The 23153-nt window shown below is 63.8% G+C and carries 23 protein-coding genes and 1 pseudogene; 17 read left to right on the forward strand and 7 right to left on the reverse strand.

The genetic code is table 11. The features are described from left to right. Positions 1-47 precede the first annotated feature (47 nt). The 5 genes from ACUN9V_RS15940 to ACUN9V_RS15960 all read right to left on the reverse strand — a co-directional run bounded on the left by ACUN9V_RS15940 (position 48) and on the right by ACUN9V_RS15960 (position 8071). Entirely contained in the window at positions 48-1052 is a 1005-nt protein-coding gene (locus ACUN9V_RS15940) for a virulence RhuM family protein (protein ID WP_445512116.1), read from the reverse strand. Further along, the gene (locus tag ACUN9V_RS15945) at positions 1049-2404 is read right to left on the reverse strand and encodes a restriction endonuclease subunit S (protein ID WP_445512117.1); all 1356 of its coding nucleotides are present in this window, start codon (positions 2402-2404) and stop codon (positions 1049-1051) included. The genes ACUN9V_RS15940 and ACUN9V_RS15945 overlap by 4 nt, the downstream gene beginning before the upstream one ends. Beyond that, positions 2397-4928 (reverse strand): N-6 DNA methylase, encoded by a 2532-nt coding sequence (locus ACUN9V_RS15950; protein ID WP_445512118.1) that lies wholly within the window; start codon positions 4926-4928, stop codon positions 2397-2399. The genes ACUN9V_RS15945 and ACUN9V_RS15950 overlap by 8 nt, the downstream gene beginning before the upstream one ends. Before the next feature lie 147 nt (positions 4929-5075). Continuing rightward, on the reverse strand, positions 5076-7154 hold the full coding sequence (gene recG / locus ACUN9V_RS15955) for an ATP-dependent DNA helicase RecG (protein WP_445512119.1): 2079 nt from the start codon (positions 7152-7154) through the stop codon (positions 5076-5078). Next, complete coding sequence (locus tag ACUN9V_RS15960; RefSeq protein ID WP_075561547.1) at positions 7151-8071, reverse strand: hydrogen peroxide-inducible genes activator; 921 nt, start codon at positions 8069-8071, stop codon at positions 7151-7153. Before ACUN9V_RS15960 ends, recG begins: the two co-directional genes overlap by 4 nt. Positions 8072-8249: 178 nt before the next feature. Between ACUN9V_RS15960 and ACUN9V_RS15965 the strand changes: the two genes are divergently transcribed. The 16 genes from ACUN9V_RS15965 (at position 8250) to ACUN9V_RS16040 (ending at position 21067) form a co-directional block, all read left to right on the forward strand. Beyond that, positions 8250-9173, forward strand: coding sequence for an SDR family oxidoreductase (locus tag ACUN9V_RS15965; protein ID WP_445512120.1), 924 nt, complete (start codon positions 8250-8252; stop codon positions 9171-9173). A 258-nt stretch (positions 9174-9431) separates the two neighbouring features. Then, complete coding sequence (phnC, locus tag ACUN9V_RS15970; protein ID WP_445512121.1) at positions 9432-10256, forward strand: phosphonate ABC transporter ATP-binding protein; 825 nt, start codon at positions 9432-9434, stop codon at positions 10254-10256. A gap of 60 nt (positions 10257-10316) precedes the next feature. Then, positions 10317-11375, forward strand: a complete 1059-nt coding sequence (gene phnD / locus ACUN9V_RS15975) for a phosphonate ABC transporter substrate-binding protein (protein ID WP_075561550.1) — start codon at positions 10317-10319, stop codon at positions 11373-11375. Between the two features lie 100 nt (positions 11376-11475). Further along, the gene (gene phnE / locus ACUN9V_RS15980; RefSeq protein WP_110693478.1) at positions 11476-12267 is read left to right on the forward strand and encodes a phosphonate ABC transporter, permease protein PhnE; all 792 of its coding nucleotides are present in this window, start codon (positions 11476-11478) and stop codon (positions 12265-12267) included. 214 nt (positions 12268-12481) lie between these two features. Then, entirely contained in the window at positions 12482-13237 is a 756-nt protein-coding gene (phnF, locus tag ACUN9V_RS15985; protein ID WP_445512122.1) for a phosphonate metabolism transcriptional regulator PhnF, read from the forward strand. Then, positions 13234-13686 (forward strand): phosphonate C-P lyase system protein PhnG, encoded by a 453-nt coding sequence (gene phnG, locus ACUN9V_RS15990; RefSeq protein WP_445512123.1) that lies wholly within the window; start codon positions 13234-13236, stop codon positions 13684-13686. The genes phnF and phnG overlap by 4 nt, the downstream gene beginning before the upstream one ends. An 18-nt stretch (positions 13687-13704) precedes the next feature. Next, positions 13705-14340 (forward strand): phosphonate C-P lyase system protein PhnH, encoded by a 636-nt coding sequence (gene phnH / locus ACUN9V_RS15995; protein WP_445512124.1) that lies wholly within the window; start codon positions 13705-13707, stop codon positions 14338-14340. Next, a complete protein-coding gene (locus ACUN9V_RS16000; RefSeq protein ID WP_445512125.1) occupies positions 14340-15464 on the forward strand; it encodes a carbon-phosphorus lyase complex subunit PhnI in 1125 nt (374 codons plus the stop codon). The genes phnH and ACUN9V_RS16000 overlap by 1 nt, the downstream gene beginning before the upstream one ends. A gap of 1 nt (position 15465) precedes the next feature. Continuing rightward, entirely contained in the window at positions 15466-16299 is an 834-nt protein-coding gene (locus ACUN9V_RS16005) for an alpha-D-ribose 1-methylphosphonate 5-phosphate C-P-lyase PhnJ (protein ID WP_445512126.1), read from the forward strand. Then, positions 16296-17111, forward strand: coding sequence for a phosphonate C-P lyase system protein PhnK (gene phnK, locus ACUN9V_RS16010; protein WP_445512127.1), 816 nt, complete (start codon positions 16296-16298; stop codon positions 17109-17111). The genes ACUN9V_RS16005 and phnK overlap by 4 nt, the downstream gene beginning before the upstream one ends. Positions 17112-17124: 13 nt before the next feature. Beyond that, entirely contained in the window at positions 17125-17877 is a 753-nt protein-coding gene (gene phnL, locus ACUN9V_RS16015) for a phosphonate C-P lyase system protein PhnL (protein WP_445512128.1), read from the forward strand. After that, a complete protein-coding gene (locus ACUN9V_RS16020; RefSeq protein WP_445512129.1) occupies positions 17874-19022 on the forward strand; it encodes an alpha-D-ribose 1-methylphosphonate 5-triphosphate diphosphatase in 1149 nt (382 codons plus the stop codon). Before phnL ends, ACUN9V_RS16020 begins: the two co-directional genes overlap by 4 nt. A 25-nt stretch (positions 19023-19047) precedes the next feature. Further along, on the forward strand, positions 19048-19599 hold the full coding sequence (gene phnN, locus ACUN9V_RS16025) for a ribose 1,5-bisphosphokinase (protein WP_445512130.1): 552 nt from the start codon (positions 19048-19050) through the stop codon (positions 19597-19599). After that, on the forward strand, positions 19596-20399 hold the full coding sequence (locus tag ACUN9V_RS16030; protein ID WP_445512131.1) for an MBL fold metallo-hydrolase: 804 nt from the start codon (positions 19596-19598) through the stop codon (positions 20397-20399). Before phnN ends, ACUN9V_RS16030 begins: the two co-directional genes overlap by 4 nt. A 9-nt stretch (positions 20400-20408) precedes the next feature. After that, on the forward strand, positions 20409-20762 hold the full coding sequence (locus ACUN9V_RS16035; RefSeq protein WP_445512132.1) for a hypothetical protein: 354 nt from the start codon (positions 20409-20411) through the stop codon (positions 20760-20762). Next, the gene (locus ACUN9V_RS16040) at positions 20759-21067 is read left to right on the forward strand and encodes a CatB-related O-acetyltransferase (protein ID WP_445512133.1); all 309 of its coding nucleotides are present in this window, start codon (positions 20759-20761) and stop codon (positions 21065-21067) included. The genes ACUN9V_RS16035 and ACUN9V_RS16040 overlap by 4 nt, the downstream gene beginning before the upstream one ends. Positions 21068-21069: 2 nt before the next feature. On the opposite strand, the gene thpR is transcribed toward ACUN9V_RS16040, so the two are convergent. Both thpR and ACUN9V_RS16050 read right to left on the reverse strand, forming a co-directional pair. Next, positions 21070-21594 carry an RNA 2',3'-cyclic phosphodiesterase gene (gene thpR, locus ACUN9V_RS16045; protein WP_445512134.1) on the reverse strand — a complete coding sequence of 175 codons (525 nt, stop codon included), beginning with the start codon at positions 21592-21594 and terminating at the stop codon, positions 21070-21072. 87 nt (positions 21595-21681) lie between these two features. Next, a pseudogene (locus tag ACUN9V_RS16050) lies at positions 21682-22974 on the reverse strand (efflux RND transporter permease subunit); the annotation flags it as partial. Positions 22975-23027: 53 nt separating this feature from the next. Here ACUN9V_RS16050 and ACUN9V_RS16055 point away from each other — a divergent pair. Further along, positions 23028-23153: transposase (locus ACUN9V_RS16055; protein WP_445512135.1), on the forward strand; the 126-nt coding region annotated here is incomplete at its 3' end.

Raw genomic sequence — 23153 nt, forward strand, 5'->3', positions numbered from 1 at the left:
CTTATCGGCCTCTCGCATGACTTTCAGAAGCATCACGACATGCCGGATCATCGTTTCTTTTTATCTTGCAAAGCCTTCTCCAACGCTTGGAGTGCTTGCAAGTCCTCTTTGTCCGCTTGCTGCGCTTCGGCCTGACGCCGCTGGGCATCGAAGGCTTCGTAGCGCTGGTGAGCCACCGTTTTGGCTCGTTCGGCGCTGATCGACCCCGCGCCTTCCAGAATGGGGCGCTCGCTGAACGCCAGCAACCGATCAACGTTCTGGCGCCAGTAATCGAGTGTCAGATCCTCGCGGTCTCGCGCGCGTAACTCGGCCTGATCGAGGAAGAGAGTGACCAGCCGGTTGAGAATGTCTATTTCGTCCGCGGTAAGGTAGTTCTTGGCAATAGTGACATCCTGCTTGCGCACCTGTGTGCCCTGCCAGCTATTGAGCGCCATATTGGGCGATTCCGGGTCCGCGCGCTGATGCACGATTTCTGCGGCAGTGTGTTCGGTCACCGCATAAAGCAACTTGTTCTGCACCTCGGCGAAGAAGAGCGTGACGCCAGTGTCGTTCGTTCGGTAATCGCTGGAGAGCGCGAAGAGATCACGGACTTTCTGATAAAAGCGCTTCTCCGAGGCGCGGATGTCGCGGATACGCGCCAGCAGCTCATCGAAGTAATCCCAGCCGCCGGGTTCCTTGAGACGCTGGTCGTCCATGACGAATCCTTTGACTAGATACTCGTTCAGGTGGGCAGTGGCCCACTGACGAAACTGAGTACCCCGGGGCGAGCGCACCCGGTAGCCCACTGCCAGAATCATCGGCAGGCTGTACCAATTGACGCGGTAGTTCTTGCCGTCGGCGGCAGTCGTCAAGGATTCCTTGACAACTGAATCCGCCAATAGCTCGCCTTCTTTCAGTATGTTACGCACATGCAGGCTGACATTTTGCTTGCTGGTGTCGAATAGCTCGGCCATCTCGGCTTGGGTTAGCCAGACTGTATCGCCGTCAGCCCGCAGGTGGATCTGCGATTGGCCATCTTCTGTGCGGTAGAGAATCAGCTCGCCCAGACTCATGGTTGCGCCTCCGGCTTGACCAACCGCACCCGCCCGGTCAGCAACTGCTGCATCATGCCCTGCTTGATCTGGCGCGCTTTATCGCAGCGGCTTTCCATCGCTTCGATCTCGGCGTCCATATCGGAAAGAACGGCGGCGATGGCGGTTTGTTCATCTTCTGGGGGCAGCCTCAATTCAATTTGGGACAGATTACGTGCGCTTATATGAACAACCGCATCACCCTGTCCAAGCCGTGCTTTTTGTCGAGCTATAGAGGGATGGTTCAGCAAGTGCCCAAGATAAGCGGAGATACCACAATGAGGCCTCAAAATAACAATGTCGCCGCCGGCAAAAGCCGGGGTTTCTCCTAAATAGGCTAGGCACATTCCTATCTCCTCTGCAGTTTCACCAGAGCCGGCAAAAAGAATGTCGCCGGTTTTCAAAAGGAAGGCAGAAAGAGCTATATTACTTGGGATGCGAGATTCTGGTTCCGTAACATAGTTATCGTATCGGGTGTAAATCTCTCCGTATCGAATGCATGGCACCCCTTCATCACTTACATCGTCGCGCCGAATGCCCCGACCTTTATAAAAGACACCAAGGTCTCCTAGTCGCGTCGTCTCCCAAGCCAATTCAAACCCCGGCAGGCGTTTCCGACCGGTCAGCAGCTGCTGCATCGCGCCCTGTTTGACGGCGCGCTTCTTCACGATCAGGCGGTCGAGGGATTCGATCAGCGCGTCGACATCCGATAGAGCGGTGGCGATGGCGCGTTGTTCACGAATACAAGGAAAAGGAACTCGTATATTTCGAATTAACGCAGTATTTAAATTCGGCTGACCATTACCTGTCGCTACAATGTCTCGCAGTCGACTAGTCTGTGTGTTTACATAATGACAGAGAAACGCCTTGTCTCCTGTATGCTGTTCAATCAGCGCTGCAATGCCATCATTGGCACAGCATCTTATTTCCAATATTTTAGCAACCCCTAAGGTGGCCCCGCTATTGGCGATTATGAGTGTTCTGGGGAGCAGTGTCCGGCTATGTTTTGCCCCCTTTTCTGAGAGAGCCGTTAAGGTTTTTTTTACATATAAGCAGTTGCTGGATAGGTTGGTAATAGATGCGACCGTCAGCCAAGGTATGTAAGAGCCGTTGAAAAATCTTGGATCCCCTGCAGGTCTTGGTGACGCTCCTCTGACTACTTTCCCAAGCTCACCTATTAGACAAACTCGCCAATCCCTTGGAATTATCCCCACCTCGGTTCGCTTGTATTCAGATGGCATCTCGTCAGGCATCAACTCGACAGGCGCCACCACGTAGGACGCTGCCGCATCACGTACGCCTTCCGCTTCCATTGTCTCGCTGCGCTCATACATCGGCGCTCACTCCCATGATGCGCAGATGACTAGCGACTCTCGCTGCGAGAGTTTCCACTTCTTCTTCAAGGCTGGGCAGCGGTTCGGCGTAGCGCTCTTCCAGCTCGCGCACGCGGCCTGCAAGCTGGTTGGTGACACGCTCGACTTCGTTGTCGATCGCGGTGCGGATATCGGTGAGCCATTTGTGATCCACGACCAGTTGCTTGATCTCGGATTCGGTGAGCTGCGCATAGCGTTCCAGTACGGCCATATCGAGAGCGGCTTCGGCCTCCTTGACCGCTTTTTTGGCAGCGGCTTCGGTGTCCAAAAGCTTCTGGCATTGTTTGAGTGCGGCAATTTCCTCGTCGCTTTCCGCATCACCTTTAAGGACCTTGAGCCGCTTGGGGATCTCGGTCTTGGTGACCTTGCCCTTGTCGTTTTTCACTTCGGACAGCAGGTCTTCTTCGCCCTCCTGCTCCTCGATGAACGCTTCCAGAGCTTGAGTGGCGGATTCCTGCTCGGCCGTTAGCTGCTCCAGCTCGGCCTGCTGCCCGGCGAAGTAGCGCTGGGTGAGCAACGCGGGTGGGATCAAATCCATCTTGTATTTCTTGGATTTTTTACCGCTGCCGGTGACCAGATCCGGTTCTTCCTTAATCTTGCGTTCCTTGTCATCGATCACGCCACGGGGTCGGGCGGCCTCCTGCCAGCCCTCGGCGGCAATGAGGTAGACGTCGTCCTGCATCACCTCGACCCAGTAATCCATGAGGCGTTGATAGACCGCGTACCGATCGATCAATGGGACGTCGGAGAAGCGTGATAGCAGGTCCTCGGAGAGCGCATGAATCACTTGGCGGGGCTGAATGTCGGCTGACAGTTTCATCAACCGGGACCATTGAGCCGATTGCCAGCTATCGATGAATCGGCTCACGCGCCCGGCAAAAGCCTGAAAATCCGGATGCTCCAGAACCGTCGATTTTACGCGATTGGATTCGACCCTCGCCGCCAGGTAGCTCGGTCGGTCACTCTCTCTGAATAGGGCTTCACGCAGCCCGGGCAGCACATTCCAATAAGGATGAAGTGCCTCCACGTCACGCTGAGGAATGCCGCCGTTCAGATGGGCGAATAGATCATGCTCGTCTTCCACTTCTCCGGCATCGATGTAACGCGGGATGTTGAGGTTGTAATCGTTGGCCTCATTGGCGACCTCGGCCAGCGGTACCCAGCGGGCGTAGCCGGGTAGATTGCGCTGGTGATTGGCGACGTCAACGATCTTGTGGATATCCCGAGAGCGCAGGCGGTTCTTGTTGCCGTCCTTGATGAACTCACGGCTGGCATCACACAGAAAGATGCCGCCGGTGGCTGGGTCGCGTCGCTCTGCGGCACCGGCCTTGTCGATCAGAATGATGCATGCCGGAATACCTGTGCCGTAGAACAGGTTGGCGGGCAGCCCGATAACGGCTTTAATCAAACCGCGCTGGATCAGGTTGCGGCGAATATCCGCTTCCTTGTGGCCACGGAACAGCACACCGTGAGGCAGGATGATGGCGCCCTTGCCGGTAGACTTGAGCGATTTGATCAGGTGCAGCAGGAAGGCGTAGTCGCCGTTCTTGGCCGGCGGGATGCCGATCTTGAAGCGGCCAAACTCGTCGTTGGCCGGATCCACACCGTTGGTCCAGGATTTGGTGGAGAACGGTGGGTTGGCTACGGCGTAGTCGAAGGTCTTTAGCCCGCCATAGTTGCTGCTTACCTCGCCTATGGGATTTCCGTCCCGATCCCGAAAGAAAGACGTAGGTCGAGGGCCTTCATTGTTCTTGAAGTAGGGGCTGGACAACGTATTGCCACGCCACAGCTCGGCGGTCGGGTAGCCGTGCAGGATCATGTTCATCTTGGCTAGCGCCCAGGTGGCGTTATCGTTCTCCTGGCCGTAGAGGCTCATCCCTTGAGGCGCCTCGTAGGCGGCGCGCAGCAGCAATGAACCGGACCCGCTGGTCGGGTCGTATAGCGTTTCGTCCTGACGGGTGTTCTGGCCGATACCGACTACCTGAGCGATGACACGGGAAACTTCCCCTGGCGTATAAAACTGCCCCTTGCTCTTGCCGGACTCCGTGGCGAAGTGGCGCATCAGGTACTCATAGGCGTCACCGAGCAGGTCGTCTCCATCGGCGCGATTGGCGCCCAGATCGAGATGATCGAAGATACCGATCAGTTTGGAGAGACGGTCCTGCATATCCTTGCCGGAGCCAAGCTTGGTCTCATCGTTGAAGTCCGCCTGGTCGATAACGTTTTTCAAGCCATTGGCCTCGGCCAGCCGACCGATGATCTTGTTGAGCTTGTCGCCGATCTCCTTGTCGCCCTTTAGCGCTACCATGTCGGCAAAGCCGCCGCCCTCGGGTACTTCAATCAGAGAATCTTTCTTGTCCGAGACGTATTTCATGAACAGCAGAGTCAGGATGTAGTCCTTATACTGGGATGCATCCATGCTGCCGCGGAGCTCGTCGCAGGATTGCCAGAGCGAGCGGTATAACTGGGATTTCTTGAGGGCCATTCTGTTTACCTGAATATCATCATCGACCAGTAGGCAGAATTCGCCTACTGAAGAGCAGAGTTGGATTTTACCCAGTGTCTCATCATGTTGGTGTGATAGGGCAGTCTTCCCGGTAACTCGCTGGCCGATTAGGGGAGCCGCCAGGCTTCACACCTGCCCGTAGCGTCCGGCTTCGTCGCCCAGCCAGCGGCGGATCAGCGGGGTCGCGGCGTCGGGGGCTTCTTCGAGTAGCGCCTGGGCCAGCGCGGTGACGGTATCGAGCAGGTCGCGGTCGCGCTCCAGATCGGCGATCTTCATCTGCGCCAGGCCGGTCTGGCGGGTGCCGAGCACTTCGCCGGGGCCGCGCAGTTCGAGGTCCTTTTCCGCCACCTTGAAGCCGTCGGTGGTGTCGCGCAGGATACCGAGACGCTGGCGGGAGTGGTTCGACAGCGGTGGGTGATAGAGCAGAACGCAGTAGCTGTCGACGCGCCCGCGTCCGACCCGACCCCGTAGCTGGTGCAGCTGGGAGAGCCCCAACCGCTCCGGATTTTCGATGATCATCAGACTGGCGTTGGGCACGTCGACCCCGACCTCGATCACCGTGGTCGCCACCAGCAGGTCCAGCTCGCCGCGCTTGAAGGCGTCCATCACCTCGACTTTCTCCTGCGCCTTCATGCGCCCGTGGACCAGCCCCACGTTGAGCTCCGGTAACGCTTCCACCAGCGTATCGCGGGTCACTTCCGCGGCCTGGCAGGTCAGCGTCTCCGACTCCTCGATCAGAGTGCAGACCCAGTAGGCCTGACGCCCTTCGGCACAGGCATTGCGGATGCGCTGAATCACTTCCGGACGCCGCTCGTCGGGCACTGCCACGGTATGCACCGGGGTGCGGCCCGGTGGCAGCTCGTCGATCACCGAGAGATCGAGATCGGCGTAGGCACTCATCGCCAGGGTGCGCGGGATCGGTGTGGCGGTCATGATCAGCTGATGCGGCGTCAGGCCGCCGGACTCGCCTTTCTGGCGCAGCGCCAGGCGCTGGTGAACGCCGAATCGATGCTGCTCGTCGATCACGGCGAGTCCCAGACGATGGAAGATCACGTCATCCTGAAACAGCGCGTGGGTGCCCACGGCGACCTGCACGCGACCGTCGGCGATGGCCGCCTTGGTGTCCAGGCGCGCCTTGCCCTTGAGCTTGCCGGCCAGCCAGCCCACCTCGATCCCCAGCGGTTCGAGCCAGGCCCGGAACTGGCGGAAGTGCTGCTCGGCGAGGATCTCGGTGGGCGCCATCACCGCCGCCTGGCAGTCGCCGGCAATGGCGTTCAGCACCGCCATGGCGGCGACCACGGTCTTGCCCGAGCCGACATCGCCCTGCACCAGCCTCAGCATCGGTACCTCCCGCTCCAGGTCGCGTCCGATCTCCTCCAGCACGCGGCGCTGGGCCTGGGTCAGCGAGAACGGCAGCTGGGTCAGGAAGCGCGCCTGCAGATTGCTGGCGGCGGCGAGCCGGGGGGCGCCATCGGCCTGAATCCGCAGGCGGACCTGGCGCAGGCTCAACTGATGGGCCAGCAGCTCTTCCAGGGCCAGCCGTCGCTGGGCGGGGTGACGGCCGTCGGCCAGACGCTCCTGCGGGGCATCGGGCGGTGGCTCGTGGAGATAGCGCAGCGATTCGATCAGCCCCGGCAGGCGAAAACGCCCGCGCAACGGTTCGGGAATCCACTCCGGCAGGCTCTCGGGGGCTGCCGCCAGTCGCTTCAGCGCCTGCTGGATCAGGGCGCGCAGGCGCGGTTGTGCCAGACCCTCGGTGGCGGGATAGATCGGCGTCAGGTGTTCGTCCACCGGCGTGGCGTCGGACTGGATCAGGCGATATTCCGGATGATAGATCTCGAGCCCGGTGCTGCCGGCGCGGGCTTCGCCGAAGCAGCGCACCTGCACGCCCTTGACGAACTGCTGCTGCTGGGCCGGCGAGAAGTGAAAGAAGCGCAGGCTGAGAATGCCGGAGCCATCCTTGAGCCGGACCAGCAGGCTGCGGCGACGGCCGCGAACGACTTCGGCGGCGCTGACTTCGCCTTCGACCACTGCTTCGGTGCCGGCACGCAGGGTGCCGATCGGCGTGATCCGCGTTCGGTCCTGATAGCGCAGCGGCAGGTGAAACAGCAGATCGGCGATGTGCTCGATGCGCAGTCTGGCCAGTTTGCCGGCCAGCGCTTCGCCGACGCCGGAGAGTTCGGTAACCGGTTGGTCGAGGCTCATGCGGCCTCGACGTCGCTGCCCTGGATTTTATCGATCGCCTGGATCAGCGCATCGATCGCCTTGGGTCGCGGGAAGCTCGCGCGCCACGCCAGCGCCACGCTGCGCTTGGGGGCGCTGCCCTTGAACGGGCGGCTCTCCAGCAGACCGTTTTCGTAGTGACTGGTGCCGATCGCCAGCTTGGGCAGCACCGTGATACCCAGCCCCGAGGCGACCATGTGACGAATGGTTTCCAGCGAGCCGCCCTCGGCGATCAGGGTGTTCGAGGGATTGTTGAGCTGGGCGTTGATCGCCGGGCAGGCCTCCAGAATCTGGTCACGGAAGCAGTGGCCTTCGCCGAGCAGCAGCAGACGTTCGGTGAGCAGATCCTCCTTGTCGATCGCCGCCTTCTCCGTCCACGGATGGCCGGCCGGCAGCAGGACCTCGAACGGCTCCTCGTAGAGTGTCTTGGTGACGACATCGGGCTCGTTGAACGGCAGCGCCACGAAGATTGCATCGAGTTCGCCGCTGCGCAGCTTGCGGCGCAGCACACCGGTGAAACTCTCCTCGATATAGAGCGGCATCTGCGGGGCAATGCGCGTCAAAGCCGGGATCAGATGCGGAAACAGATAGGGGCCGATGGTGTAGATGGCGCCGATTCGCAGCGGGCTGATCAACTGATCCTTGCCTTCGGTGGCCATTTCGCGGATCAGCGTGGCCTGTTCCAGCACGCGCTGGGCCTGCTCGACGATCCGCTCTCCCAGCGGGGTGACCTGGACGGTGGATTTGGAGCGTTCGAACAGAGCAATGCCGAGTTCGTCCTCGAGTTTCTTGACGGCCACCGAAAGCGTCGGCTGAGAAACGAAGCAGCGTTCGGCGGCGCGACCGAAGTGGCGCTCCTGGGCCAAGGTTACGATGTAGCGGAGTTCTGTTAGAGTCATTAGCTGGGACCAAAAGGCTCCCTGTCTGCGCGATACGGCGAATGAATAAAGCAAAGCGACGGCGGATGCACAAGTCGACTCAGTGGCGCGAATGAGTCGACAGGTACGCAGTTCTCGTGGTTGGGCGCGTCCTCAAGGACGAATCATCAAGGACGTTTTACCAAGAGGCTAGGGAAAGGTGAAGAAAACTACGCTAATTCTCGGTTGCGGCGATATCGGCACCCAGCTCGGGAAGCAGTTGATCGACGCCGGCCAGCGGGTAATCGGCGCGCGGCGCAATGTCGCTGCGCTCGATGGAACCGGTATCGAGGCGGTGGCGCTGGACGTCACCGACGAGACCGCGCTGGCGGCGTTGCCGGACGCCGACATCATCGTCTATTCGGTGACCGCGGACCGGTTCGAAGAGTCCGCCTACGAGGCGGCTTATCCGACGGGTCTGAAGACTGTTCTGCAGACCTTCGGCTCCCGTAAAAAGAAGCCCGAACGGATATTTTTCGTCTCTTCGACCAGTGTCTACGCCCAGCAGGCGGGCGAAGCGGTCGATGAAACCACCGAGACCGAACCCCACGGCTTCTCCGGCACGCTGATGCGCGAAGCCGAGCAGGCACTGTTCGCGCACGACCTGCCGGGTACGGCGCTGCGTTTCTCGGGCATCTACGGTCCGGGACGCGATCGTCTGATCCGCCAGGTGAGCGAGGGCCGTATTGCGGCTTCCAACCCGCCGATGTACTCCAACCGCATCCATCGCGACGACTGTGCGGGCGTGATCGCCCACCTGATCCAGCTGACGCTGGATGGTAAGCCGCTGGAGCCGATCTATCTCGCCAGCGACTGCGATTCGGCGCCGCTGCATGAAGTGATGGCCTGGATCGCCAAGCGGCTCAAGGTCGAGACGCCTGACGTCATTCAGTCGCCTCTGCGTCGTCGTTCGAGCAAGCGCTGCAACAACCAGCGGCTGCTGGATTCCGGCTACACGTTTCGCTATCCCACCTTCCGCGAAGGTTACGAGGACGTGCTGCAGCAGGGCGGTTTCCTGCCGGCCGAGGAAAAATCCGGTGGCCGGAAGAAGTCCGGTGCCAAGCCGAGCAAGGCGAAAGCCTGAAGCTTAACCCCGCTCCCGCATGACGATTCGACGACGAATTCGTGTCAACGACATGACACGAATCGTCAAACCGCTGATAGACATGGAAAAGCGCCTGCGGGCGCTTTTTTCGTTTCCCCTCCCGCCCTCCGCTTTGTCACCGTTTCTTAATTGTCTAGATAAATAACCGTCACACGACATCGCCAGACTGTGTTCAACATTTCGGGGCCAGGGGTTGATGATCCGACCCACGGCCCGACACTTTCCGGGACGAATCGTATGACCGTCATGATTAGCGTCGAACGGCTCGACAAATCCTTCGGCAACCACGCCGCGCTGCGCGAGGTCGGGTTCGAGATCGCCAACGGCGAAATGGTCACCCTGATCGGGCCGTCGGGCTCGGGCAAGTCGACCCTGCTGCGTCACCTCGTTGGATTGAGCCGTGCCGACCGCCATTCGCACAGCCATGTGCGGGTGCTGGATCGCGACGTACAGCGCGGTGGGCGTCTGCTCGGCGCCAGCCGCGAACAGCGCCGTCGCTGCGGCTATATCTTCCAGCAGTTCAATCTCGCCGGCCGTCTCAGCGTGTTGACCAATGTATTGATCGGCCATCTCGGTGCGATGCCGCGCTGGCGGGCGCTGATCGGCCGCTTCACCCAGCAGGAACGCGATCTGGCGCTGCGCGCGCTGGAGCGCGTCGGCATCGTCGGCCTGGCCCATCAGCGCGCCAACACCCTTTCCGGTGGCCAGATGCAGCGCGTCGCCATCGCTCGGGCGCTGGTTCAGGAGGCGGAAGTGATCTTCGCCGACGAGCCGATCGCCTCGCTCGATCCGCGCAGTGCCCGCGAGGTGATGGAAATCCTGCAGCGGATCAACCGCGAGGATGGCCGCACCGTCGTCGTCACGCTGCATCAAGTCGAGGTCGCCCGCCGTTACTGCCGTCGTGCCATCGCGCTCAAGCTCGGCCGGCTCTATTACGACGGGCCGATCGAAGGCCTCACCGATAACCGCCTGCAGACGCTCTACGAGAACGCCGGCCTCGACGAACTCGAGTCCCGCCAACCCGATCCCCGGATCGCACCGCCGCTGCACGCGGTGGGCTGATCCGGGCGAATACGAGCCCATAACAACCGATCCACCACCACCGACCTTCAAGGAAACGACATGATCTCATCTTGCTTACGCCGTGCGGCTCTGCCGCTGATCGCCGGGCTCGGCCTGCTTGGCAGCACGCTTGCCGTCAGTTCGGCCCAGGCCGCCGACCAGCCGCTGCGCTTCGGCATCATCTCCACCGAGTCGAGCACCAACCAGTCGACCCAGTGGCAGCCGTTTCTGGACGACATGGCCGACGCCCTGGGCGTCGAGGTCAAGCCGTTCTTCGCCACCGACTACGCCGCGGTGATCCAGGCGATGCGTTTCGACAAGGTCGATCTCGCCTGGTACGGCAACAAGTCGGCCATGGAAGCGGTCGATCGCGCCGGTGGCGAGATCTTCGCCCAGACCGTCGCCGCCAACGGCGCACCGGGTTACTGGAGCCTGATGATCGTCAACAAGGACAGCCCCTACAACGACGTCGACGATATCCTCGAGCACGCCAGCGAGCTGACCTTCGGCAACGGCGATCCCAACTCCACCTCCGGCTATCTGGTACCGGGTTACTACGTCTTCGCCAAGAACCACGTCGATCCCAAAACCGCATTCAAGCGCACGCTCAACGCCAACCACGAGACCAACGCGCTGACCGTGGCCAACGGCCAGGTCGATGTCGCCACGTTCAACACCGAGAGCATGGAGCGCCTCGAAATCACCCATCCCGAGAAGGCCGATCAGCTCAAGGTGATCTGGAAGTCGCCGTTGATCCCCTCCGATCCGCTGGTCTGGCGCACCAATCTGCCCCAGCAGACCAAGGATGAGCTGCGCGATTTCTTCCTGAGCTACGGCGATACCGCCAAGCAGAAAAAGATTCTCGAGCCGCTGCAGTGGTCCGGTTTTTCCGCTTCCGACAACGACCAGCTGCTGCCGATCCGTCAGCTCGAACTGTTCAAGCAGCGCGCCCAGATCGCCGCCGACGATTCGCTCGATGCCGACGACAAGCAGAAGCAGCTGTCGGATCTCGATGCCCGTCTCGAGTCGCTGAACGAGCGCATGGACGCTCGCGAAGCCGCGCAGGCCAAGAAGGCCCAGAAGGATGGGACCGTCAGCACCGCGATGGCGACCCAGTAAAGAAGACGTGTTCTGAACACGAGTCTCTGACAGGCCAGGGCGGATCTCGACGTTCCCACCGCCCTGGCCATCTTCATGATCGATGCAGCGGAGTCCATGCATGACCACTTCCACACTCGATGCGCGAGCCCGATCGGGTAAACGCAGCTGGACCACACTGCTCGGCTGGGTCATCGCCGTCGTCGTCCTCGGCTGGGCCTGGCAGGGCGCCGAGATGGCGCCGAGCCTGCTGGTCACCAACGCCGGCAACATGGCCACGCTCGCCGCCGACTTCGTGCCGCCGACCTTCGGCAGTCTCGATCACTACATCGATCAGATGCTGATCACCATCCAGATCGCCATCTGGGGCACGCTGCTGGCGGTGCTGTTCGCCATTCCGTTCGGCCTGCTCTCGTCCGACAACCTGGCGCCGTGGTGGGTCAACCAGCCGGTGCGACGGCTGATGGATGCGTGCCGCGCGATCAACGAGCTGGTGTTCGCGATGGTGTTCGTGGTCGCCGTTGGCCTGGGGCCGTTCGCCGGCACCATGGCGCTGTTCGTCCATACCACCGGGGTCCTCGCCAAGCTGTTCTCGGAGGCGGTGGAAGCCACCGATGCCGGGCCGATGGAAGGCGTTCGCGTCACCGGTGCCGGGCGCCTGGAAGAGATCATCTTCGGTCTGATCCCCCAGGTGCTGCCGCTGTGGATCTCGGTCAGCCTCTATCGCTTCGAGTCCAACATCCGCTCGGCGACGGTACTCGGCATGGTCGGCGGCGGCGGGATCGGCGTCTCGCTGTGGGAAACCATGCGCGGATTTCAGTACACCGAAACCGCCACGATCATGCTGGTGATCATCGTCGCCGTGACGCTGCTGGACATGGTGTCGCAACGTGTTCGCAAGCGCTTCATCTAAGGAATGACATAAATGCCTACGCGTGCGAATCGCTGCGTTACGCGGTACTCGAAATCTCGCCTAACCCCAAGTTATGTCTCGCTTTCTGCGTTCCGGGCGCCTTGCGCTTCATCCCGCTCGGCGATTTATGCGGGCGCTTCGAAAAGTAGCGTACTACCTACTGAATTCTCGAGGTTTGACCGTCCCTACGTGTGGCGATGAATCGGAACTCATCATGTCTAGACAAATTCTGACGATACCCCGCTACCGCGAACTGGCCGAAGAGCTGGTGCGCGAGGTGCGCGCCGACTACGCGCCGGGCGATCTGCTGCCGACCGAGGCGCAGCTGGCCAAGCGCTTCGCGGTCAATCGCCACACGGTACGCCGGGCGCTGGACGAACTGGTCGCCGCCGGCATGGTGACGCGCCATCAGGGTCGCGGCACCCAGGTCGTCGACCGGCGGCTCGACTACGCCGTCAGCGCCGGCAGCAAGGTGACCCAGAATCTGGCCGGCCTGGGTCTGCCTTCGGACACCTGCTGTCTCGAACAGGGGTTCGTGACGCCTCCCGAGGCGATCGCTCTGCGTTTCGGCCGTTCCGTCGCCGAGCCGCTGCTACGGGTCGATACCGTGCGCTACGTCGACGATGCCCCGCTGATGCGGCTGCGTCACTGGTTCGATCCCGAGCGCGTGCCGGGCTGGCTCGAGCGCTATCGCGGCGGCTCCACCCGCGCTCTGCTGGGCCAGCACTACGGCCTGCGCCTGCACCGACGACGCGTACGCATCGACGCCGTCGGTGCCGATCGCGACGACACCCGCTGGCTGCAGTGCCCGCTCAACGCCCCGCTGCTGGTGATGACCAGCGACAACACCGACGCCGACGGCGTGCTGGTGGAAGTCTCCGCCGGGCGTGCGCGTGCCGACCGACTCTCCTATCACGTTGATTTCGACACCGACCCCCTGGATTCCGTCACCGACGAGGTTGCGTCATGAGTCACACATTACGAAACGCGCGCCAGCGTTTACTGGCGCTCTCCCCGTGCGAGCGGATCGAGGCGTGCTGGACGACGCTCGCAGCGCAGCGCGGCGGTTTTCCCCCGCACCGCTGCGTGCGCGGCCCGGAAACCGGCATGGCGATGCTCAAGGGCCGCACCGGCGGCACTGGTAACGCCTTCCATCTCGGCGAGATGACCCTGACCCGCGCCAGCGTCGCCCTCGACGACGGCACCGTCGGCCATGGCTGGGTCCGCGGTCGCGATCATCGCCACGCCGAACTGATCGCGCTGACCGATGCCGTCGTCCAGCACGCCGAATGGCAGCCGGCACTCGAGACGCAGCTGCTCGCGCCGCTGGCCGCCGAACTCACCGAGCGCCAGCGCCGCGACGCCGCCACCGCCGCCGCTACCCGCGTCGACTTCTTCACTCTCGTACGTGGTGAATAAACCCGAAGGAGAAGCGTGATGAATCTGTCCTGGCCAGCCCTGGATGACACCGTCCATGACAGCCAACGCCTGTTTCGGCAGGTACTCGGCGCCATGTCCGAGCCCGGCACCGTGCACGAACTGGTCGCCCCGACACCGCCTGCCCAGCCGCGGCAGCCGCTTCTGGGCGCCGCCCTGTGGGGTGTGGTGCTGACGCTCTGCGATCTCGAGACGCGCATCTGGATCGCCGCCGACCTCGATACGCCGACCCTGCGCGAGGCGCTGACCTTCCACACCGGGGCGCGATTCACCGACGACCCGGCGAGCGCCGACTTCGCGCTGCTGACCCAAGAATCCTTCGATCCGCAGACGCCGTTTGCGCTGGGCAGCGACACCTATCCCGATCGCGGCACGACGCTGCTGGTTGCCGTGGAGCGACTGGCCAACGCCGGGCCCTGGAGTCTCTCCGGGCCTGGCATCGAGACCACCCGCGCACTCGACGTCGGCGACGCCCCCGGCTGCCACCTCCTGATGACCCGCCTGGCCGGCAACCGTGCCAGCTTTCCGCAGGGGCTGGACGTCATCTTCGGCTGCGGTGCGCAGCTGGTGGCGATTCCCCGCAGCACCCGAATTGCGAGTGTCGAGGCTCGCGCCGATTCTCAGGAGACGAACTGATGTACGTAGCCGTCAAGGGAGGCGAGCAGGCGATTGCCAACGCCCACCGCTGGCTGGCCGACCGCCGCCGGGGCGATCGCGAGCGTCCGGAACTCGAGGTCGCCCAGATCGGCGATCAGCTGCGCCTGGCCGTCGACCGGGTGATGAGCGAAGCCTCGCTCTATGACCCCGAGCTCGCCGCGCTGGCGTTCAAGCAGGCCAGCGGCGATCTCACCGAAGCCGTGTTCCTGCTGCGCGCCTATCGCACCACGCTGCCGCGACTGGCGGTCAGCGAACCGCTCGAAACCGCCAACATGCGCATCGAGCGCCGCATCAGCGCCACCTACAAGGACATCCCGGGCGGCCAGATTCTGGGGCCGACCTACGACTACACCCACCGCCTGCTCGACTTCCTGCAGCTGGCCGGAGCCGAGGTGCCGGCCGCCGAGATTCGCGAAGAACTCACCGAAGCCGAGGCGTGCCCGCAGATTCTGGAACTGCTCAACGACGAAGGGCTGGTGGAGCAGGAGATCGACGACGGCAGTGAGCCTGCGGACATCACCCGCGATCCGCCCGATTACCCGATGGACCGTGCCGCCCGGCTGCAGATGCTGGCCCGCGGCGACGAGGGTTACCTGCTGGCGCTGGGGTACTCCACCCAACGCGGCTACGGCCGCAATCATCCGTTTGCCGGCGAGATTCGCCTGGGCCAAGTGGAGGTCGAGATCCATGTCGACGAATGGGACGAGACGATCTGCGTCGGCGAGATCGCGCTGAGCGAGTGCCAGATGATCAACCAGTTCGGCGGTAGCCGGGAAGCCGCACCGCAGTTCACGCGGGGTTACGGCCTCGCCTTCGGCCACAACGAGCGCAAGACCATGTCCATGGCGCTGGTCGATCGTGCCCTGCGCGCCGAGGAGCTGGGCGAGCCGATCATCGGCCCGGCGCAGCAGGCGGAGTTCGTGCTGGCGCACGCCGACAGCGTCGACGCCGCCGGCTTCGTCTCGCATCTCAAGCTGCCGCACTACGTCGACTTCCAGTCCGAGCTCGATCTGCTCCGGCGCCTGCGCCGCGAACATGCCGCGCGTCAGGCGGAACTCGACAGCGCTCGTGATACGGCCAGCCCCCAACCGAAGGAGCGTTGATATGGACGGGTACAACTTCGCCTACCTCGACGAACAGACCAAACGCATGATCCGCCGCGCGCTGCTTAAGGCGGTGGCGATTCCCGGCTATCAGGTGCCGTTCGGCGGCCGCGAGATGCCGATGCCCTACGGCTGGGGCACCGGCGGCGTGCAGCTCACCGCCAGTATTCTCGGGGCCGACGACATTCTCAAGGTGATCGATCAGGGCGCCGACGACACCACCAACGCGGTCAGCATCCGCCACTTCTTCCAGCGCGTGGCCGGCGTCGAGACCACCACCGCGACCACGGCGGCGGACGTGATCCAGACCCGCCACCGGATCCCCGAGACGCCGCTGCGGGCCGGCCAGATTCTGGTGTTCCAGGTGCCGATTCCCGAGCCGCTGCGCTTCATCGAGCCCAGCGAGCAGGAGACGCGGCTGATGCACGCGCTGGAGGAGTACGGCGTGATGCACGTCAAGCTCTACGAGGACATCGCCCGCTACGGCCATATCGCCACCACCTACGCCTATCCGGTCAAGGTGGACGGACGATACGTGATGGACCCGTCGCCGATCCCCAAGTTCGACAACCCCAAGCTCGACGGCAATCCGGCGCTGATGCTGTTCGGCGCCGGTCGCGAGAAGCGGCTCTACGCGATCCCGCCCTACACCCGGGTCGAGAGTCTCGACTTCGAGGACCATCCGTTCGAGATCCAGAGCTGGGAGCACACCTGCGCGCTGTGCGGCAGCGATCACAGCTATCTCGACGAAGTGATCACCGACGACAAGGGCGGGCGGATGTTCGTCTGCTCCGATACCGACTACTGCCGGACCCGGCGGGGAGAAGTGGCATGAAGAAGCCGGCACTGGAACGTCCGGTTCTGCTCGACGTTCAGGACATCACCCGACTCTACGGCCCGGCCAAGGGCTGCGAGGCGATCGACTTTCAACTGCACGCCGGGGAGGTGCTGGGCATCGTCGGCGAATCCGGCTCCGGCAAGTCGACGCTGTTGCGCGTGCTTGCCGGGCTCGAAGCGCCGGATGCCGGGCGCGTGGTCTATCGAAGGCATGCCGGAGAAGATGTACTGGACCGGGATGAGGCCGAGCTCGATCTCTACGCCATTGGTGAGGCGCGTCGCCGGGCGCTGCTGCGACTCGAATGGGGTCTGGTGCATCAGAACCCCCGCGATGGCCTGCGGATGGGCGTTTCCGCCGGGGCCAACATCGGCGAGCGGCTGATGGCACAAGGTCAGCGCCATTACGGTCAGTTGCGCGCCACCGGCCAGGAGTGGATGCGCCAGGTCGAGCTCGATCCCGAGCGTATCGACGATGCGCCGCGCACCTTTTCCGGCGGCATGCAGCAGCGCCTGCAGATCGCCCGCACCCTGGTCACTCGGCCGCGGCTGGTGTTCATGGACGAGCCCACCGGCGGGCTCGACGTCTCGGTCCAGGCGCGGCTGCTGGACATGCTGCGCACGCTGGTGCGTCAGCTCGGTCTCTCGGTGGTGCTGGTGACCCACGATCTCGCCGTGGCGCGCCTGCTCGCCCACCGGCTGACGGTGATGCGCCGCGGTCAGGTGGTGGAGACCGGCCTCACCGACCAGATCCTCGACGATCCGCAGCACGAGTATACGCAGCTGCTGGTTTCTTCTGTCCTGACGCCTTGAGGGAGGAATTTCAATGCATTCCATGACGAACGCTCGACCTCGCCTCACGGTGAGCGGGTTGCACAAGCAGTTTCTGCTCCACGGCCAGGGCGGGCTCGAAATCGACGTGATGCGCGATCTGTCGCTGACGCTGCATGCCGGCGAGTGCCTGGTGCTGGCCGGACGCAGCGGTATCGGCAAGAGCACACTGTTGAAGATGCTCCATGGCGACTACTGCATCGATCAGGGCCGTATCCGTCTTCATTTCGACGATGGCACGCTCGACCTCGAGACGCTGCCGGCCTACGCCTGGCACGGTCTGCGCCGCGACGTGATCGGCTACGTCAGCCAGTTTCTGCGGGTGGTTCCGCGGGTCGCCGCCGTCGACGTGGTGATGGAACCGCTGCTGGCGCGTGGCGCCGACGAGGCCGAATCGCGCCAGCGGGCCGAAACGCTGCTGGCCCGGCTCAATCTGCCCGAACGGTTGTGGCAGCTGCCGCCCGGTACCTTCTCCGGCGGCGAACAGCAGCGCGTCAATATCGCCCGCGGGTTCATCGGCGAGCATCCGCTGCTGCTGCTCGACGAACCCACCGCATCGCTGGACGCCACCAATCGCGACGTGGTGATCGCCCTGATCGGCGAGGCCAAGGCCCGCGGCGCGGCGATGCTCGGCATTTTTCACGACGAGGACGTGCGCGAGCGCGTCGCCGATCGTCTGCTGCCGCTGGACGACAGCCTCGGCGCTCGCACTGCTTTCACCCCGAACGTTCAGGAGACGCTGTCATGAGCGCGCAGGAACAGATTCTGACCCACGCCAGGCTGGTGCTCGACGACGAGGTGATCGACGGCACGCTGGTGATCCGCGACGGCCGGATCGCGGCTATCGACCACGGCGCGAGCCAGGCCGCCGGTGCCATCGACTGCGAAGGCGACACGCTGCTGCCGGGGCTGGTCGAGCTGCACACCGACAACATGGAGAAGTATTTCCAGCCGCGGCCCAAGGTCGAATGGCCAGGGCGTCAGGCGGCCTTGGCTCACGATGCCCAGATGGCGGCCAGCGGCATCACCACCGTGTTCGATGCGGTCTCGATCGGTGACGTCGACGAGCAGAGCATGCGCCACCGGGCGCTGGACGAGATGTGTCAGGCGCTATCGCAGATCGTCCACGACGGTCTGGCGCGGGTCGATCATCGCCTGCACCTGCGCTGCGAAGTGAGCCACCCCAACACGCTGGCACGGTTCAACGAGCTGTCGTCATCGCCGCTGCTGGGCCTGGTGTCGCTGATGGATCACGCCCCCGGCCAGCGCCAGTTCGCCAGCCTCGAGGCGTATCGCGTCTACTATCAGGGCAAGTACCAGCTCGATGACGCAGCGATGAACGCCTTCATGGCAACCCAGATCGACAACAGCCAGCGCTACAGCGCCGAGCATCGTCGCGCCATCGCGGCCAGCTGTCGCGAACGCGGTCTGGCGATCGCCAGCCACGACGACGCCACCGTCGAGCACGTCGCCGAGAGCCACGAGTACGGCACTCGCGTCGCGGAGTTTCCCACCACCCGCGAAGCGGCCGAGGCCTCCCACCGGGCCGGCATGGGGGTGATGATGGGTGCGCCCAACGTGGTTCGCGGCGGCTCCCATTCCGGCAATATCGCCGCTGCCGATCTGGTCGAGCTGGGCGTGCTGGATATCCTGTCGTCGGACTACTATCCGGCGGCGCTGCTCGATGCCGTATTCCGGGTGGCCGCGATGGAGAACGGCTACGCATTGCCCCGGGCGGTCGCCACTGCGACACGCATACCGGCCGAAGCGGTAGGCCTGACCGATCGTGGGCGCCTGGCGCCGGGGCTGCGTGCCGATCTGCTGCGGGTGCGATTGATCGACGATCATCCGGTGGTGCAGAGAGTTTGGTCTGCGGGTAGGCAGATCCATTGATGGCGTATTTTTCGAGAGGTCCGAGATGTCGCGTCTGATCTACGTCATGGGCGCCAGCGGCGTCGGCAAGGACAGCCTGCTGCGCGAGCTGGCACGGCGTCGCCCGGACGCGCTGGTGGCGCATCGCTACATCACGCGCGCCAGCGGCGGGGCGGAGAACTGTATCGAACTCTCCCGCGAGGCATTTCACTGGCGGCGGGGGCAGGGGCTGTTCTGCCTCTCGTGGAGCGCACATGGGCTCGACTACGGCGTCGGGATCGAGATCGAAGCGTGGCTGGCGGCGGGGCATACGGTGGTGCTCAACGGCAGCCGGCGAGCGCTGGAGCGCGCCCGTCAACGCTTCGGCGCGGCCCTGATGCCGGTTCTGGTCGTGGCGGATGTCGAGGTGCTGCGCCGGCGTCTGATCGCTCGCGGGCGCGAGACGCTGGCCGAGATCGAGGCGCGGCTGGCGCGCGGCGGCGGTGAGGATGCGCTGGGCGATATTGCGCGTATCGACAACGGCGGCGAGCTGGCGCATGGCGTGAAGGCACTCGAAGCCTGGCTCGACGCCACGCCCGTAGCGGACGATCCGGCGTGAAGCTGCGCTTTTCGGGTACCGGTGACAGCGGACAGGTTCCCTGCTTCGGCTGCGACTGCCTGGCCTGCCAGCGGGCGCGGCTGCTGAGCTGCCACCGCCGCGAGCCCTGTTGCGGCGAGATCGAACTCGATGGCGACCTGATTCTGATCGACGCCGGCCGCATGGATCTGGCCGCCCGCTGCGAGCGTCAGCGGCCGGCCGCGATTCTGCTGACGCATTACCACGCCGATCATGTCCAGGGGCTGTTGCACCTGCGCTGGGGGCGGGGCGAGTCGATTCCGGTCCACGGTCCCAAAGACCCTCAAGGCTGCGCCGACCTGCACAAGAATCCCGGCATTCTCGACTTCCAGCCCGGCCTCAAGCCGTTTCGGCCTCTGGTGCTGGGCGGTCTCACGGTGACGCCGTTGCCGCTCAATCACAGCAAGCCGACGCTGGGTTACGCGATCTCGGACGGCGTCAATCGGCTGGCCTGGTTGTGCGATACCGTGGGCTTGCCCGGCGCCACCGAGCGCTTCCTGACCGAATGGCGGCCGCATGGCGTGGTGATCGATGCCACCCATCCGGATTCTTATAACTCCCCGCACCCGGATTCTTGTGACTCCCCGCACCCGGAGTCGCATACCACGCCCCGCAACCACAACAACGTCAGCATGGCGCTGGAGATCATCGAGCGAATCCAGCCGTCTCGCGCCTGGCTGACGCACATCAGTCACGAACTGGACGCCGACTTCCTGGCAACGCCGCGAACCCTGCCGGAAGGCGTGGAGTTGGCTGCCGATGGCAGCGACATTCTTTTCTGAGAGGGATTCATGTCTTCACAGCCCGTTTCCCGGCGCTTGAGCGCCGCCCCCACCAGCGCGCCCACGGCGAAACTCCACGAGAGTCGCCTGGGCGCCTGGACCGAGGTGGGCGACCGCTGCGTCTTCAACCACGTCACGCTCGGCGACTACAGCTATGTCGAGCGCGATTGCGACCTGATGTTCACCGAGATCGGCAGATTCACGTCGATCGCCTCCAGCGTGCGTATCAACCCCAGCAATCACCCCTGGTGGCGGCCGACGCTGCACCATTTCAGCTACCGCCCGGCAAGTTCGGCTTCGCCGGCAGCGACCAGGGCGTCGACGACCGGATCTTCGACTGGCGCGCCGAGGATCGTGTCGTGATCGGTCACGATGTCTGGATCGGCCACGGTGCCATCGTGCTGCCCGGCGTCACCATCGGCAATGGCGCCATCGTCGGTGCCGGTAGCGTGGTGACCAAGGACGTTGACGCCTACACCATCGTCGTCGGCAACCCCGCTCGCCCGCTGCGGCCCCGCTTCGAGGATCCTGAAACCGCGGCACGCCTGGAGGCGCTGGCCTGGTGGGAATGGCCCCACGAGCGGCTGGCGCGCATGTTGCCACTGTTTCAGGGCGATACCGGGGCGTTTCTCGAAGCCGCCGAGGGCGAGTCGCGCCCATCGCCATGATCTCAGCCGATGTTGTCAGCCAGCGTCCGATAGCGCGAGCCGCCGTCGCCGAGCTGCGATTCCACCAGGGCGAGACGGTCGAAGCGCCAGCGGAGCGGGGTGGGTAGCCGTGACTGGGGTGCCGCGCGGTCGGCCTGGCGAACCAGGCTGACGTGCGGGGTGAATTCACGCTGAGGCGCGGTGAAGCCGTGACGGGCCAGCGCCTGCCAGAGCTCGGCATCGAGCGCCATCAGCTCGGGACTCGACGCCTGGCTGCCCGCCCAGACGATGCGGGGCTTGGGGAAATGCCCGAGCCGATCCAGCGTCCACTCGCCCTGCAGCGCCGGCCAGCCCTGCGCGAGGGCCACGAGGGGAGCGAGCCGGGTCTCGTCGACATTACCCAGAAACGCCAGCGTGATATGCATGTTCTCTGCCGGCAACGGGTAGCCGCCGCAGAGTGGCGCCAGGCGCTGGGCTTCGGCGGCCAGTGCCCGGCGACTGGCGTCGTCGGGCCACAGGGCAAAAAAGAGTCGGCGAGAAACGGTCACGATAGCGGCTCCCGGTGGCGTTGCCAGCAGGGTGACGCATCGTATCCCTCCTTGCCAACGGTTTCCCGGTGTGGCCGTGGCTCCCGATCAGGCGGGGTCGCTGTGTGGCCGGTGATCTTCGCCTTCCATCGTCGAGCCGTGATTCTGGCTGAGCGGGCCGGCCAGCTTGCGCAGCGCCACGTAGAAAACCGGTGTCAGGAACAGGCCGAACAGGGTGACGCCGAGCATCCCGGCGAAGACCGCGATCCCCAGTGCCTGGCGTACTTCGGCCCCGGCGCCGTGGCCCAGCGCCAGCGGTATCACCGCCGCGGTGAAGGTGATCGAGGTCATGATGATCGGACGCAGCCGCAGCCGGCAGGCTTCCAGTGCCGCCTCCACCACGCTACGACCCTGAAATTCGAGCTCGCGGGCGAATTCGACGATCAGGATGGCGTTCTTGCAGGCCAGCCCGATCAGCACCACCAGGCCCACCTGGACGAAGACGTTGGTATCGCCGCCGGAGATCCTGACGCCGACTAGCGCCGACAGCAGACACATCGGCACGATCAGGATCACCGCCAGCGGCAACGTCCAGCTCTCGTAGAGCGCGGCCAGCACTAGGAACACCAGCAGTACCGCCAGCGGGAACACCACCAGCGCGGCATTGCCCTGGGTGAACTGCTGGTAACTCAGATCGGTCCATTCGAAGTCGATGCCATCCGGCAGTACCCGTGCGCCGATATCGGACAGAACGCTCATCGCCTGGGGCGAGGAGAGCACCCGCGGATCGGCTTCGCCGGCCAGATCCGCCGCCGGGTAACCGTTGAAGCGCAGCACCGGATCGGGGCCGAAGCTCTGGTGGATATCGATCATCGAACCGATCGGCACCATCTCGCCCTGGGCGTTGCGGGTACGCAGCCGGGCGATGTCGCCGACGCTGTCGCGATAGGGGGCATCGGCCTGGGCGATCACCTGCCAGGTGCGGCCGAAGCTGTTGAAATCGTTGACGTAAGTGGAGCCCAGATAGGTCTGCAGGGTATCGAAAAGATCGCTCACCGCCACGCCCTGGGTCTTGGCCTTGAGTCGATCCACCTCGGCGTCGAGCTGGGGCACGTTGGCCTGGTAGCTGGTGATCGGATAGCTCATCCCCGGCGTCTGCACCACCGCGCCCTGGAACGCGGTCACCGCCTCCTGCAGCGGGCCGTAGCCGAGCCCGCCGCGATCCTCGATGAACAGCTGATAGCCGGAGCCGTTGCCGAGACCCAGGATCGGTGGCGGCATGAACGAGAACGCGATGCCGTCCTTGAGACCACTGATCTTGCCGGCGATCTCGGCGTTGATCTCCGCCGCGGTGCGGGTGCGCTGATCGAACGGCTTCAGGGTCAGAAACGCCGCCCCGGTTTTGAACTGCACCCCGAAAGTTGGACACCCATCCAACCTTCGGGGTGTTTTGGATGGCGAAATACGACGAGAGCTTCAAGCTGCGGGTTGTTCAGCAGTGTTTACGTGAGGACGTCAGTCAGAGGGATGTCGCTCGCCAGCATGGCCTGGATAAGTCCACCGTACACCAATGGCTGGAA

Source organism: Salinicola sp. V024 (assembly GCF_052645315.1).